Annotated in this window: 11 protein-coding genes, 1 other RNA gene and 1 pseudogene; 3 read left to right on the top strand and 10 right to left on the bottom strand. The window is 34.4% G+C overall.

Annotated elements, in window-relative coordinates:
• Positions 1 to 120: 120 nt before the first annotated feature.
• Entirely contained in the window at positions 121 to 1014 is an 894-nt protein-coding gene (locus J3U36_RS01540; protein WP_267349843.1) for a DMT family transporter, read from the bottom strand.
• 653 nt (positions 1015 to 1667) lie between these two features.
• Between J3U36_RS01540 and ssrA the strand changes: the two genes are divergently transcribed.
• Positions 1668 to 2032, top strand: a transfer-messenger RNA (tmRNA) gene (ssrA, locus tag J3U36_RS01545).
• 695 nt (positions 2033 to 2727) lie between these two features.
• Here ssrA and J3U36_RS01550 read toward each other — a convergent pair.
• On the bottom strand, positions 2728 to 2973 hold the full coding sequence (locus tag J3U36_RS01550) for a hypothetical protein (RefSeq protein ID WP_267380842.1): 246 nt from the start codon (positions 2971 to 2973) through the stop codon (positions 2728 to 2730).
• Between the two features lie 225 nt (positions 2974 to 3198).
• Between J3U36_RS01550 and J3U36_RS01555 the strand changes: the two genes are divergently transcribed.
• Positions 3199 to 3468 carry a hypothetical protein gene (locus J3U36_RS01555; RefSeq protein WP_267380843.1) on the top strand — a complete coding sequence of 90 codons (270 nt, stop codon included), beginning with the start codon at positions 3199 to 3201 and terminating at the stop codon, positions 3466 to 3468.
• 2266 nt (positions 3469 to 5734) lie between these two features.
• Here the strand turns inward: J3U36_RS01555 and mnmE are convergent.
• The 3 genes from mnmE to J3U36_RS01570 form a co-directional block, all read right to left on the bottom strand.
• Positions 5735 to 7096, bottom strand: a complete 1362-nt coding sequence (mnmE, locus tag J3U36_RS01560) for a tRNA uridine-5-carboxymethylaminomethyl(34) synthesis GTPase MnmE (protein WP_267380844.1) — start codon at positions 7094 to 7096, stop codon at positions 5735 to 5737.
• A 124-nt stretch (positions 7097 to 7220) separates the two neighbouring features.
• Complete coding sequence (locus J3U36_RS01565; RefSeq protein ID WP_267380845.1) at positions 7221 to 7808, bottom strand: YdcF family protein; 588 nt, start codon at positions 7806 to 7808, stop codon at positions 7221 to 7223.
• 12 nt (positions 7809 to 7820) lie between these two features.
• Positions 7821 to 8381, bottom strand: a complete 561-nt coding sequence (locus tag J3U36_RS01570) for a DNA-3-methyladenine glycosylase I (protein WP_416379860.1) — start codon at positions 8379 to 8381, stop codon at positions 7821 to 7823.
• 237 nt (positions 8382 to 8618) lie between these two features.
• Between J3U36_RS01570 and J3U36_RS01575 the strand changes: the two genes are divergently transcribed.
• The gene (locus J3U36_RS01575; protein ID WP_267380846.1) at positions 8619 to 9971 is read left to right on the top strand and encodes an MFS transporter; all 1353 of its coding nucleotides are present in this window, start codon (positions 8619 to 8621) and stop codon (positions 9969 to 9971) included.
• Between the two features lie 68 nt (positions 9972 to 10039).
• Here the strand turns inward: J3U36_RS01575 and gorA are convergent, their stop codons facing one another.
• The 5 genes and pseudogenes from gorA to ubiB all read right to left on the bottom strand — a co-directional run bounded on the left by gorA (position 10040) and on the right by ubiB (position 14739).
• Positions 10040 to 11392, bottom strand: a complete 1353-nt coding sequence (gorA, locus tag J3U36_RS01580; protein ID WP_267380847.1) for a glutathione-disulfide reductase — start codon at positions 11390 to 11392, stop codon at positions 10040 to 10042.
• A gap of 429 nt (positions 11393 to 11821) precedes the next feature.
• Complete coding sequence (gene tatC, locus J3U36_RS01585) at positions 11822 to 12568, bottom strand: twin-arginine translocase subunit TatC (protein ID WP_267352306.1); 747 nt, start codon at positions 12566 to 12568, stop codon at positions 11822 to 11824.
• Positions 12568 to 12903 (bottom strand): annotated as a pseudogene (gene tatB / locus J3U36_RS01590) (Sec-independent protein translocase protein TatB); the annotation flags it as partial. The pseudogene tatB and the gene tatC, both read right to left, overlap by 1 nt.
• Positions 12904 to 12906: 3 nt before the next feature.
• Positions 12907 to 13128 carry a twin-arginine translocase TatA/TatE family subunit gene (gene tatA, locus J3U36_RS01595; RefSeq protein WP_267352308.1) on the bottom strand — a complete coding sequence of 74 codons (222 nt, stop codon included), beginning with the start codon at positions 13126 to 13128 and terminating at the stop codon, positions 12907 to 12909.
• A gap of 69 nt (positions 13129 to 13197) precedes the next feature.
• Entirely contained in the window at positions 13198 to 14739 is a 1542-nt protein-coding gene (gene ubiB, locus J3U36_RS01600) for a ubiquinone biosynthesis regulatory protein kinase UbiB (RefSeq protein ID WP_267380848.1), read from the bottom strand.
• Positions 14740 to 14747 lie beyond the last annotated feature (8 nt).

A 14747-nucleotide genomic window follows, 5' to 3' on the forward strand; every position in this document is an offset into this window, starting at 1 on the left:
GGTCAAATTATGCTTGATGCCATTGATAAGCGAATAAACTAAGATGACCTAAAATTTTAGTTAACAAAAAAGAGGCGATTTTTTCTACTTTTTTGATTTGATAGAATGATATAAATCAAACTATCTTTTTAATTTAACTTTTCGCTCGGATAATAACACACCACAGAGCGTAAATAATGTGCCAAACGCAGCAAGCCAAGTAAACGGCTCATTCAAAATAATTACCGCACCAATAATCGTTAACACAGGGACCAGATAGAGATAAATGCTAATCTTTACAGCCCCCACTAATTTCACCGCATAATTCCAAGATACAAAACAAATTGCAGATGCCCCTACGCCTAAAAACAGGATATTAAATAGATTGGTTGTATTGCTAAATCGGGCTAAATTTAGTTTAAAATCGAATAAATAAAGTGCTGGAAGCATGAGCAATAAACCATAAAAAAAGAATCGTCGGGTTAATAAAATCGTGTTATACCCTCGATGACTACTTTTTTTAGTTAAAATCGAATAACATGCCCAAAATAAACAGGCTAACATAGCGAGCAGATCACCAAGCGGATTCATGGCAAGCACATATTTACCATTAAAACAGATTAATCCAACGCCAATCGAGGCAAATAAACAACCAACGTAAAAACGCTTAGGTGGTGTTTCAGCCTTGAGAAAAAACATAGCTAATAGCGCAGTAAATATGGGGGCTAATGTTGTGATAATTCCTACATTTGAAGCAGTAGTATAGGTTAATGCAATATTTTCACATAAAAAATAACAGGTAATCCCACATAATCCAGCACATAAAAACATGAACTCTTGTTTTACTCCTTGCCAAACTAACAAACGAGGGCATAGAATCCAGAGCGTTACATAACCCAGTAAAAAACGAAAAAATAAAATCTCTATCGGTTTAAACTCAATTAATAATGTTTTGGTGGAAATAAACGTCGTTCCCCAAAAAAACACAGTCATTAATGCAATTAAATGCCCCTGTGTTCTTTTTGTTAATAACATAAAGACCTCAATCTTACAGCAATGTAGCCCTTTCTGAGTAAATTTTTACTCACTTTTTAAAGGCATTGATAAATATATTAGGAATAATACAAAAATTATGTCTAGTGCTTACTTGATTTTGTTAAAAATAATGCTATTTAAGAATATGCACTTATACTAACGCTATGCTCTTTTGTGTGCAAACAATTTCAAGTCGTTATAATGATAGGTAAATATAAAGAAGAAAGATGACAGATAAAAAAAATCCACCCGAAATTCGAGTGGAGGGCAAAAAATGAAAAAACGTAATCTGTTATTATAGACAAGCAAAAACCCAAAAAGTTCAATTTAATTTCAGATATTTTTGAAATTTTATTAAAATAATTTTTAATTATTTGATTTATCTTTATTTGTTTAATTAAATTTTTTTCAAAAAAAGTAAAATTTTTTACTTTTTCAACATCCACTAATTAATCATGTCAGCTTTGTAACCCATCCCCTCTAACGCTAGTTATAAAGTCACATTTACAAATGAAACTATTTAACGCTTTTAATAAGAGCAAAACTATCATAAAACAAACATTTGATTGCCTAACCAAAACTAAGCTAACTTGTATTCATGCTTGATTTCACCTATAATGTCCCGATATTGTATTACGTTACTTATCACAATTGGGGCTGATTCTGGATTCGACGGGATTTGCGAAACCCAAGGTGCATGCCGAGGTGCGGTAGGCCTCGTAAATAAACCGCAAAAAAATAGTCGCAAACGACGAAAACTACGCACTAGCAGCTTAATAACCTGCATAGAGCCTTCTCTCCCTAGCCTCCGCTCGTAGGACGGGGATCAAGAGGAGTCAAACCCAAACGAGATCGTGTGGAAGCCTTGCTTGGGGCGGAAGCATTAAACTTAATCAAGCTAGTCTATCGGTAGCGTGTTTGTCCGCAGCAGGTAGGCGAAATCTAAAGACAAACTACGCATGTAGTACCAAGGATGTAGAAATTTCGGACGCGGGTTCAACTCCCGCCAGCTCCACCACATACTGTTCCATAGCAGTTTATTAAAGCAATTAATTGATTGAAAAATTAATAATTAAAGGTTTGCTGTTTGTAACCCATCCAGATTAACGCAAGTGAATCCGCCCCAAATTGGTACATTTTTAGGACACAATTCTATATTACAAAATTTCGTGTAACAATTTCTTTGTGATCTATATAAGGAGTATTGATAGGAAAAGTAACTAAGATACCAACGATTACACAAAATAAATCTGGCACTCACTCGAAAAAAAGATCTTACCTTAGCTAAAAACATGGCGATTACCGAAATTAAAACAAGCACCTTAATAAAAGTATTAGAGCCAATTTAAACCTGTATGAGCTTGAAACCATAAGGTGATTAAGTCAGCGTATAAATAAGATTGTGATCAATTCAATTAATATCGGTTTGCTAGAAGCTAATCCTACTTCCATCATTAGTCAGGCATTTGTAAAACAGACAAAACAAAATTTCCTTATGGTAAGCCCCGAAATATTGCAGCAACTGATGCTTGATATTAGTATGTGTAACTTACAGGTTATTATGCGTGTTTACAGCTTTGGTAACAGCTCTCCTTAATGAGACGTCAGAAGAAGCTGTAACAAAATGGTTAGAAATCGATTTTTAAAAACAAACTATGCCATATCTCTGCCGAGCAGATGAAAGCCCCAAAAGAGACTTATAAATAATACTATTTAACGTTTCTTATTTGATTGAGATAAAATAGATGCTGCAAAAGTTTTTGTTTCTTTACTATACTTATTGCTATTTAAAACATTTGATGCAACGGTTTCCATTACTTTCCCTGTTTGGTTTTTTGTTCCCATTTGAGAAAGTGGTGAAGCCGCTAAACTTTTTTTAATAGTAGAAGTATTTGGATTACTAAGAACCTTAGCTGCCATGGATGCTACACCTGAAGAAGTTTTTTTATTGTTTGACATTTTATTTCCTCCTTAAATATAAAAAAACACCATATATTGTACATTATATCAAATAAATATACTATATATTGTATACTATATATTCATACAGTATTATGGTCAAATTAAAAAACTCATTAAATGAACTTTAAGATCTTTTATCAAAAAACGTATTTTGGAATTTAATAATCTTTCATAAATTTGTTATGAAAAGAGCAGTAGATTGAATAATACTTGGGTCTATTTATGGATTTTAATGTCTTGGCTTACCTTCACTTAATTACAATTGCAGAGGATGAATACAAAGCACATAGAAATGAAAATAAAGTTTTAATTCCCTATACAGAAGAACCTAATGTTGGAGCTAGAGATTTAATTTATCAAAGAGTGGGAAAAGACAAACTACTCTTGAAGTTGTTAATGCATCTTTTTTACCATGGATACTTTAATAGTTGGAATCAATTATCCCAATATACTTACTCTCAAGGAATAAAATATGACAGAAAATGCTCTTAAGAGTAATCAATCAAGTTCTGTTGTAAATATTTTTGCTATCTCCGATAATCAAATACAAGTTGGTAACAAAAATACACAGATCACGAATATTAATATTTAAGAGTTGCAAAAAGCAATCATACTGAAGCAAAAAAATTTATTATTTAAATTATCAGAAAATAACACCGTTTCTAGAATTATAGGTGCTAGCCTATCTGAACTATTTAGTTCCTTATTAATATAAAACGGTATTTCTAATTTTAAGAAAAATATAATGGATAAAATCTTAGCCGAAGCACTGGAAAAACTATCAAATAGAATCAATCTTTCAACTGGATTATTACATCCTTCTGATAAGTACTTTGAGAAAGAGCTTTTTAAGTTTTTAAAGAAAGTGTTGCATTGATTAGTAATGAAATAGTAAGTTGGGCAGTTGCTAATAAATGGAGTACTAAACATGCAAAAGGTCTTGGTAGTTTAGCTGAACGTGTTGGTCAAGGTAGTTAAGTAGTAATAAAGTTTAAAGATCAATTAAACGAACAAATAAAATCTGATCTAAGAAAACTTAAATAAAATCTAGAAATATAAAAATAAAAGATATTAAAGTAAACCATAGTGAGCTGCTTCTATAAAAAAGAATTACTAATTCATTCTTTTGATACTTTAAGATAATGTCGTCCAGTTGTTCATCTTTTGCACATAGGTGAATATCTAAAGCTCATCTTAACTTCATGAATACCTTTTGTTAACAGATGGAAAAGCTAAACTCGTGGTATTGATTTTAGGTAAAAGGGTGGGATAGATCTTGATATAAACGACTTAGTGATTAATAAGCAAGTTCTGAATAAACTATTATCTATCAATGAACAACAAGAAAAGGAGTAAACAATACAGCAACTTATTGAGATTCCTTTAGAATGTATAATGTTTTGAAAACAGCAACCTCAAATAGAACGAAATAATTCAGGAAGATCCGCTAATTCATCAAGCAGCTACAGTTCATTAACAAATTAATGCGAATCTACTCAAACCTAAGCACGTTAGCTATTTAGTGCCGCAGTGGCAAATGCAAGATTTATCATCATAGGCACTATCAAAAACCTCATGGTACATTTCGTTAGTAGACGAAAAAAGTAGCGTCATCCCCGAAGATAACATTCAATTCGGTATCGAGCATTGGAAATAATTGACGTAGGAGATCAGTGCGAAACAAATTGACAATCAGGTACTGATATAAAAAACCGATCCATATATATGGATGAGTTTAAATTTGCAACAAACATATCGAGCAATTTATTTAAAATAAAGAAAAGAAGTTATGGATTTTAAGGGAGAGATAGCTTTGTTGGAAAATCAAAAGAAATTATTAACAAATTTAATTTTTTGTAAATTTTGATATTTATTAATAAAGATTAACCAATTATAATGTTAAGATTATACAATTAAGGAGATAATGATGGTTAATAATTCAACATTAAAAAAATTATAAAGATGGTTGCTAAAGAGCAAAATTATAATGTTAAGGAGGAAAATACAAAAATCCAAATATACTTAGATGGATGGCATACCGTTGCATTTGAAATTAGAGAAAATAGCACAGGATACTTACAGGTACATCCATGGGAATCTATTGATGAAAATGATGATGGTCGATATGGAAGGGCTGTGTATTCGCTACGCTCAGTTAGTGATGTTATTCAATTTTGTTCCATTATAATTTCGAGTTCAAATATTCGAGCTAAAAGAAAGGAGTAATTTTAATAACTATTTCTATATCATCAATATCGAATGGTCCTTGATCACTTTTTTAACGAGGATCATTGATAAGAAAATCAGTGTAGGATTTAGACATCAAATCAGTTATTCTTGTCAGGGTTTTCAAGAGCTTTGGATAAAATTATGTATTAACTTTTATGAAAGTTTAGATAAGAGTTAAATTTAAGATAATTATTTAAATTGAAGCGATGAGTGTGAAGTTTACAATGTGGCAGGTTTTTACCTATTAATATATCTGACCTTAAGGCAAGATATTATGATTTATTTTGTATTCACAAATTAAGCTTAATTGATTTAATATTAGTTAAAAAATCAATAATCTAAAAATTTTTCTAGTTTTTCAGTTACTGCTTTCAAATTTATACAATTTTATATTTTAAATATTCTTTAAAAATTGTTAACAATATCTAAACGTAAAATTACCCTTTTTTTGAACATTTTGCAATAGTTAATTTTAAAGAGTAACACTATGAAAATTCATTAAATTTAAATGCAGTAACCTAGTTAAGTCTTATTTTCCAATACAAAACGAACTGAAGATACAACCTAATAAATCATCTGACGTGAATTCACCAGTGATTTCGCTTAGCGCTTCTTGGGCAAGTCTGAGTTCTTCGGCAAGAAGTTCACCAGCATGGAAAGCCGTAAGTTGGTACTTACCATTGTTGAGGTGTTCTGACGCTTTTTCGAGTGCTTGCAGGTGTCGTCGACGTGCTAAAAAGCCGCCTTCAGTACTACTGGTAAAACCCATGGCTTGTTTTAAGTGATCACGAAGTAACGTTACCCCTTCCCCTGTTCGTGCAGAAAGTTGGATAAGTGAGTAACCATTGACTTGATTGTAACCTAATGCTTCACCAGTTAAATCTGCTTTGTTGCGTATGACTGTAACAGGCATATTTTTGGGTAGCCGTTCTATAAATTCTGGCCATAACTTTTCGGGATTGGTTTCGGTTGTGGTGGTGCTATCGACCATAAATAGTACCCTATCTGCTTGTTCAATTTCTTGCCAAGCTCGTTCAATACCAATGCGTTCAACTTCGTCACTGGCATCACGTAAACCCGCAGTATCAATAATATGTAGGGGCATACCATCGATATGAATATGTTCACGTAATACGTCACGCGTTGTGCCTGCAATATCGGTAACAATCGCCGCATCACGACCCGCCAGCGCATTCAGTAAGCTTGATTTACCGGCATTTGGACGACCAGCTATCACCACTTTCATCCCTTCTCGTAACAGTGAGCCTTGTTTTGCTTCTTGGCGAACTTCGTTTAAGCGAGTAATCACTTCATTAAGTTGTGCTTCAATTTTGCCATCTGATAAAAAGTCGATCTCTTCTTCAGGAAAGTCTATTGCGGCTTCGGTAAAAATGCGTAAATGAATTAATGATTCAACCAATTCATTAATTTTTTTCGAAAACACGCCTTGCAAAGATGAAATCGCTGATTTTGCAGCTTGCTCAGAACTTGCATCAATTAAATCGGCTATGGCTTCGGCTTGGGCTAAATCTAATTTATCATTCAAAAAAGCACGCTCTGAAAATTCACCCGGCTTTGCAATACGGACGTTAGCAATCTCTAATACCCGTTTTAAAAGCAAATCTAAAATGACAGGCCCACCATGCCCTTGTAACTCTAGTACATCCTCGCCCGTAAAAGAGTGAGGATTAGGAAAAAATAGCGCTATTCCTTCGTCTAAGGTTGTGCCGTCAGAAGATAAAAAAGGAAGATACTCCGCATAGCGAGGTTTAGGTATTTTACCGAGTATCGCTTGCGCAACGGTTTGCGCCTGTGGCCCCGAAATTCGCAAAATGCCCACACCACCTCGACCGGGTGGCGTTGCTTGTGCAACAATGGTATCTGTTTTCATATATGTTTGTAGCTGATTTAAATTTGAATGCCTAATAATAGCATGGACGCACGGCAAAAACAGTAGTGACTATGGGTTTTGCCGTTATTCATTGATTATTTGAGTGATAGAATCAGTCGGCTGATTATTCATCTTTCTTTGGATGATCGAATAACCAAGAATTTGCCAATGCTAGGGGTTCTCGGATTAATGCGACATATTTTTCTTCATTTCCCCACCCTAATGGTGCCGATAAACCTGATATTTCGTTAAAGCCTGAACGTTTAGCCAGCATTAGCGAACGCAGCATATGAAAATCATTAGTTACCACAACTGTCTTGCCTAACGGCAATACACGATTGGCATACACAAATTGCTGAGCTGTTCGCGTCGATTTATCTTCTTGGTATACCCGTTTTGGATCAATACCTTTATTAATTAGATATTGTGCCATCACACTTGCTTCGGTCGCCGACTCATTATTACCTTGTCCCCCACACACAACAACTTTCGTTCGTGGATTACGTTGTAAATAATCGTAGGCAACATCTAATCGTTGGGCTAAGGTGTAATGAGGAACAGCAGGATTACCTACAACAAGTGCGCCTAATACAACTAAGGTGTCGGCATCTGGCGCTGGCTTTTGTTTAGAATAAAGATAAATAACGATGTTAGTGATAACAAAATAAGTCAATATTAACGCTAAGCCATACTTAAATAATTTGGCGATCATTTCTTTTAACTCCTATTTTTTATAACAATGTTCAAAATGGTCATTGACTAATCCCATTGATTGCATAAAAGCGTAACAAATTGTTGACCCAACAAAAGAAAAGCCTCGTTTTTTTAATGCCTTTGATAGTTTATCAGATATATCGGTACTGACAGGCACTTCACTAAGGTCTTTGTAGTGATTGATAATTGGTTTACCGTCGACAAAAGACCAAATAAATGTCGAAAAATCTTCATTATTACTTTTCATTGTTAGATAAGCTTGTGCATTTTTTATAATACTATTTAGTTTTAATCGATTTCGAATCAGTCCTTTGTTTTCGAGTAAACGTTCAACATCTTTTTGGGTTAACGTAATAATTTTTTCAGGGTTAAAATCAAAAAAACAGCGCCGATATTCTTCACGTTTTTTCAATACCGTGATCCAAGATAATCCCGCTTGTTGTCCTTCTAAACAGATTTTTTCAAATAATTTAAGACTATCATACTGGGCAATTCCCCATTCATTATCGTGATAATTTATATATAAAGGATCGTTTGAAACCCAGTCACAGCGTATTATTGTTTTAGTCATCATCCCCAAATTCATCCTTAGTTAAAATAGTTTATTGATAGTACAACATAAAATAATTAAATGTTTTAATTATTATAAATCAAATGTTCAGTTTTACCGCATTCATTAAATTTTTTTATGATGAAATTAAATACAATTTTTTATGGCAGAATGTTATTTTTATAACAAGTTTTAGTTATAAAAGAGTCATTTTCTTTATTTTCTATTTTATATTAACCATACAATTAAGGTTTTTTCATGAGTCAATCTGAAATTAACGCAGAATGGCAGCCTGCTGCAAGGCCATTAAACAGTAAAGATTTAAAAACATTAGTTTTGTCTTCTTTGGGGGGAACGTTAGAATTTTATGATTTTGTCATCTATGCCCTGTATATCGATACGATTGTCAAACCTCTTTTTTTACCTCATACGTTATCACCTTTAACATTAGATCTTTTTGCATGGGGAATTTTTGCTGCTGGCTACTTGGTTCGCCCTGTTGGCGGTATCATTATGGCTCATTTTGGCGATAAAGTCGGTCGCAAAAAAATGTTCACACTTAGCGTGGCAATGATGGCTTTACCCACATTTATTATTGGTATTTTACCCACCTACGAAACCATTGGAATTTTTGCACCGTTGTTATTATTAGTGATGCGTATGTTGCAAGGAGCAGCCATTGGCGGTGAAATGCCGGGCGCTTGGGTTTTTATTGCTGAACACGTGCCAAAACAACGTTATGGCTTTGGTGTCGGAACCTTAACTTCGGGTATTACTGGGGGTATTTTACTTGGTTTTATTGTGACCATTATTATTGATCTTTGTTTTAGCCAACAAAATATTTTAGATTATGCTTGGCGGATCCCTTTTATTGTTGGTGGTATTTTTGGTGTCATTTCGGTTTATTTGCGTCGGTTTTTATCCGAAACCCCTATTTTCAAAGAATTAGCTGCCCGTAAGGCAATTGAAAAAAATATTCCTGTCATCTCTGTTTTAAAAAATCATAAAACGGCGTGTTTGATTGTAGCACTTTTAACTTGGTCATTATCCACTGCGATTATGGTGGGTATCTTAATAACGCCTGGTCGTATTGTTGGTGGGATGTATCATTTTGCTAATCTGGATTGGCGAATTGGTGGTTGTATTGCAGCATTAACCTTAACTATCGGTTGTGTTATTTCTGGTTGGTTAGAAGACAAACTGGGGACAACAAAAACAGTGATCATAACATGGGGTGGTTTGGCTGTGATGAGTATCTATTTTTATAGTACTTTGTCACCAACAATTTCACTTACTGAATTATATTTAACTTGGGCAATATTTGGTTTATTTATTGGCGCTGTCGCCATGACACCAATCATTGGTACAAGAACTTTTCCACCTGCGATTCGTTATTCGGGTTTATCGTTTTCTTATAATTTAGCCTACGCTTTATTTAGTGCCATTACACCTACTTTAACAATTTATCTTTTAAGCCCCGACCATTTACTGGGTCAATATAGTTATCTTGGTGCAGGTATTTATATCTCGTTTGTCGCGTTAATTGCAGTTGCGGTGGGTTTCTATCCGTTAGCAAAAAAAGGTTGGTCAAATAAAGCCAATAATAAATAATTCTATCAATAAAAAAGCAGGATGTTTCCTGCTTTTTTATTCTATTTTGAATCCAGACAGCTCGACTATTACCGCATGGTGACAAATTCTTCTGCAGCGGTTGGATGAATGGCTATGGTGTTATCAAAATCTTTTTTGGTTGCGCCCATTTTGAGTGCTACCGCAAAACCTTGTAATATTTCATCCATACCATAACCGATACCATGAATACCGATAATTTTTTCTTCATCACCAACACAGACTAATTTCATTCGACAAGGTTGGCGATGCTGTGTTACAGCTGTATACATCGCGGTAAATGTTGATTTATAGACTTTAACGTTTTCTTGTCCATATTGCAAAATCGCTTCAGGTTCTGTTAATCCAACAGTACCAATTGCAGGATGCGTAAAGACAACAGTTGGAATATTGTTATAATCTAGATGTTCATCAGGTTTATTATTAAATAACCGTTCAGATAAACGACGTCCTGCAGCCACAGCAACAGGGGTTAGGGCTGTTGCGCCTGTATCATCGCCAACCGAGTAAACACCGGCAACATTAGTGTTTTGGTACTTGTCTACAACAATAAATCCATTATCGTTAACCTTAATACCTGCCGCTGCTAAATTCATATTTTGTGTTGCGGGTTCACGACCAATTGCCCAAATTAGACAATCAACAGTATAACTTTCTCCATTTTCAAGGTGTAATGTTAACGAGTTATCACTATTTTTAGTCACTGATTTTGGTATCGCAAACGTGTGGAGTTGTTGACCTTCGCTGGCTATGACTTCCATTAAGGTTTCAATGATGAGTGGATCAAAACTGCGTAATGGTGTCGCTTGGCGTATAAATTGATGAGTTTGAGAACCTAATGAATGTAATACGCTGGCTATTTCACAAGCAATATACCCTGCCCCCACGACAGCTACACGTTTAGGTAAAGCTTTGAGCGCAAAAAAACCATCCGATGTAATACCATGTTCCGCACCAGGAATATTTGGTATACTCGGTTTTCCACCAACCGCTATTAATATGTGATCGGCGGTATATTGTTCGCCATTAACGTCAATAGTGTGAGAATCAACAAATTTGGCATAACCATAAATGACATCAACTTTATTATTAGTTAGTACACGGTCATAAGATTGATGTATTCGGTCGATGTAGGCGTTTCGGCTTGCCAGCAGTTTATTCCAACTAAATTGATTGATAGTCGTATCAAATCCATAATCAGGGCCATAATGATTGATTGCTTCAGCAATTTGAGCGCCATACCACATGATTTTTTTGGGCACACAACCCACGTTGACGCAAGTTCCACCTAAAGATTTTGCTTCGATGATTGCGCATTTTTTGCCATATGAAGCCGCTCGGTTTACCGATGCAATGCCACCACTACCACCACCGATTGCAATATAATCATAATGTTTAGTCATTAAATTTCCTTCGTGCTGATTACTAAAATTAGCTATTAGCTTTGCATAAAGTGAAAAATAAAAAAAGTATTTATTTTAAAATTTAATAATAGTTATTAACGATTAATAATTACAATTAGTAGATTTTTATTTAATAAATCATTTTTTTAATGGGTTAATTTTTAATAATAATTTATTGGTTTTAAATGATTTTTTAACAGCGTTGTTTCCCAGTTATTGTGATAGGTTTTTTAGTAATACATAAAAATATCAAAACTTAGGGACTATGTTAAAGCGTTCGTTTTTTGTCGGTATTGGTCGATGCCACCCTTAGGATCGGTTTGTAGAAGGGACAAGTGTTCCCATTGTTGCCGTAATTTTATGCCAGTCTCAATATTTGTATTTTTGTGCTTTCTTTGCTTGCATCAAAGTCCGTATTTATTGTGTTTGTTATTCATTATTTTCGTCTTCATCATGTTTACGGGGTTGATAAAAACGGGCGAAAAAAGTCCCAATTTCGAAAAGTAAACAAATTGGTATCGCTAATAATATTTGTGAAAATACATCAGGTGGGGTAACAAACATAGCAACGGCGAACACAGCCACAATGATGTAAGGTCTTTTTTTCCGTAAACTTTTTGGTGTGGTCACGCCAGTCCAACAGAGTAGTATAATGGCGACAGGGACTTCAAAAGCAAATCCGAATACCACAAATAACGTCATAACAAAATCAAGATATTTGGTGATATCGGTATTGATTGCAACATCAATCGGTGCTGTGTGGATAAAAAAGTAAAATGCAAGTGGGAATACCACAAAATAAGCAAAAGCAATACCTATATAAAATAACACTGTGCTTGATATAATCAGTGGCACGACTAAACGTTTTTCATTTTGATATAACGCGGGTGCAACAAATCCCCACACTTGATAAAGTACATAGGGAATAGAAATAAATATCGCCACCACTGCCGTTAATTTAATGGGTGTAAAAAAAGGAGCTGCGATATCAGTTGCAATCATGCTACTACCTGTAGGTAATTGACTAATTAACGGATTAGCAACGATGTGATAAATATCATTAGAAAAGTAAAGTAGACAAATTAAAACCAATAAAATGCAGATAATACAACGTAAAAGTCGTGTTCTAAGTTCAACAAGGTGTCCAATTAAAGGTTGAGATGCGTCGTCTGTCATGGTTTGTCTTTATTTGGGTTTTCAATATCGGTTTGGGTTGCTGAATCAATCTCTTTTTGTAACGATTCTGTCACACGTTTTAAATCATCAATTGATTCTTGAATTTCAGGTGTTAAGTTGGTTAAACCACTTTGTTCTGCTTTTTTTAAACTATCTTGTAACTCTTGCAGTTTTAGCTCTTTGTTGAGTTCAAGTTGAACCGTTGCCGACATTCGTCGTAATACTTTAATCCAACCTGCAACGGTTTTAATTGCGATAGGCAAACGCTCTGGCCCTAATACAACCAGTCCAATAATTAAAACTAATAATAATTGACCAAAGCTGATATCGAACACAACCTACTCTTTTTTTGTCGTTTGTTCATCGTTAGAGGAGTCTACAGTTTCAACTTTATTTGGTTGTTCTGTTGATGTTTTTTTATCATCATCCTCATTCATTGCTTTTTTAAAGCCTTTAATTGATGCACCAAGATCCGAACCTAATGAGCGTAATTTTTTGGTTCCAAACAGTAATACAATAACTGCAATTAATATGAGTAATTGAGGCCAACTTGGCATCATGATAATTATCTCCGACGTCATTTGTGATTTGATTATACACTTAAATTATCAGATTCCCAAATAACTCATCTAATGAATAATTAGCATAGAGATAAATAATATAATGAGTATTCCTATTGCACTGTATAAAATTCGTTCTCGTTTTTTTCGACACGTTAGTTCGTGATTAATCTGTCTAATTTGATGATTCATCTGTTTTGTCATGCGTGCGTAATCATTAAGTTTTGCAGGCAGTTCGGGCAAGAACGTTCGCCATTGTGGTAATGAAGCCCATGCTTGCTGAATAATTGTTTTAGCACTATATTTGTCTTCATACCATTTTTCTAAGAATGGTTTAGCGGTTTGCCATAAATCGAGTTCTGGATATAGTTGACGCCCCAAACCTTCAATATAAAATAGCGTTTTTTGCAATAAGATTAATTGTGGTTGAATTTCCATTTCAAATCGTCTGGCAACATCAAATAATTTTAGTAAAATTTGTGAGAATGAGATTTCAGCCAACGGTTTTGCAAATGCAGGTTCACATACGTTGCGCATAGCCATTTCAAAAGCAATCGGATCAGTAGATTCAGGAACCCAACCCGATGCAATATAGGTTTCGGCTATTTTGCGATAATCTTGATTAAAAAAGGCAAGGAAATTTTCAGCAAGATAGTACTGATCATCTTCTGTTAAAATTCCAATAATAGCGCAATCAATTCCAATGTAACGGGGGTTTTGTGGCTCGGTAATGTCAACAAAAATATTGCCCGGATGCATATCAGCATGGAAAAAATTATCTTTGAAAACCTGCGTGAAAAAAGCTTGAACACCTCGTTCAGCAAGTAGCTTCATATCAATGTTGTGTTGTTTAAGTGTTTGGCTATCACCAATTGGCACACCTTTAATGCGTTCCTCAACTAAGATGTTTTCTCGACAGAGTTCTTGATAAATGTAAGGTATATATAATATGTTGCTATTAATAAAATTGTCACGTAAGCGTATGGTATTATAAGCTTCTTGTTTTAAGTCTAACTCTTTCATTAAGGTAAGTTCATAATCACGTACGATTTCAATTGCTCGTAACTTTGCACCGAACTTAATGCGTTTAGTAAACTGTTTGGCAAGCCAATACATTAAGCCAATATCCGCTTTGATGACTGGTATAATGTTAGGACGCAATACTTTAATGACAATTTCAGCTTGGCTGCGTTTTAATATGGCTGTATGAACTTGTGCAATCGATGCCGATGCCAATGGTTGTTCATCAAAATCTGAAAAATAATGATCAATTGGCTGACCTAGTGCTTTTTCGATTAATTGTTTTGCCACCTTCCCGTCAAAAGGATCAACTTGGTCTTGTAATTTAGCTAAACTGTCTGCAATATCTTTAGAAAGCACATCTCGACGAGTTGATATCATTTGACCAAATTTTATCCATACTGGCCCAAGCTCTTGCAATGCTTGACGTAATCGCTCGCCAATTTCTTCATGTTTTGCTTTCGGCCTTATCCAAAATAAACATGATATTAAAATTGGTAACCACTTTGAAAATCGATTAGTTGGCAATAATTCATTTAATTGATATGCACGAAAAACGGTTAATATTTTATAGAGTCTGAAAAATGTCATTAGATTTC

It is taken from the genome of Gilliamella sp. B3817 (assembly GCF_026536705.1).
Classification (GTDB): Bacteria; Pseudomonadota; Gammaproteobacteria; order Enterobacterales; family Orbaceae; genus Gilliamella; species Gilliamella apicola_I.

What these genes read in the sequence shown, in the direction of transcription:
- J3U36_RS01540 (WP_267349843.1), bottom strand. Translation starts at nt 1,014, where the DNA reads ATGTTATTAACAAAAAGAACACAGGGGCATTTAATTGCATTAATGACT.
- J3U36_RS01550 (WP_267380842.1), bottom strand. Translation starts at nt 2,973, where the DNA reads ATGTCAAACAATAAAAAAACTTCTTCAGGTGTAGCATCCATGGCAGCT.
- J3U36_RS01555 (WP_267380843.1), top strand. Translation starts at nt 3,199, where the DNA reads ATGGATTTTAATGTCTTGGCTTACCTTCACTTAATTACAATTGCAGAG.
- mnmE (WP_267380844.1), bottom strand. Translation starts at nt 7,096, where the DNA reads ATGAAAACAGATACCATTGTTGCACAAGCAACGCCACCCGGTCGAGGT.
- J3U36_RS01565 (WP_267380845.1), bottom strand. Translation starts at nt 7,808, where the DNA reads ATGATCGCCAAATTATTTAAGTATGGCTTAGCGTTAATATTGACTTAT.
- J3U36_RS01570 (WP_416379860.1), bottom strand. Translation starts at nt 8,381, where the DNA reads ATGACTAAAACAATAATACGCTGTGACTGGGTTTCAAACGATCCTTTA.
- J3U36_RS01575 (WP_267380846.1), top strand. Translation starts at nt 8,619, where the DNA reads ATGAGTCAATCTGAAATTAACGCAGAATGGCAGCCTGCTGCAAGGCCA.
- gorA (WP_267380847.1), bottom strand. Translation starts at nt 11,392, where the DNA reads ATGACTAAACATTATGATTATATTGCAATCGGTGGTGGTAGTGGTGGC.
- tatC (WP_267352306.1), bottom strand. Translation starts at nt 12,568, where the DNA reads ATGACAGACGACGCATCTCAACCTTTAATTGGACACCTTGTTGAACTT.
- tatA (WP_267352308.1), bottom strand. Translation starts at nt 13,128, where the DNA reads ATGATGCCAAGTTGGCCTCAATTACTCATATTAATTGCAGTTATTGTA.
- ubiB (WP_267380848.1), bottom strand. Translation starts at nt 14,739, where the DNA reads ATGACATTTTTCAGACTCTATAAAATATTAACCGTTTTTCGTGCATAT.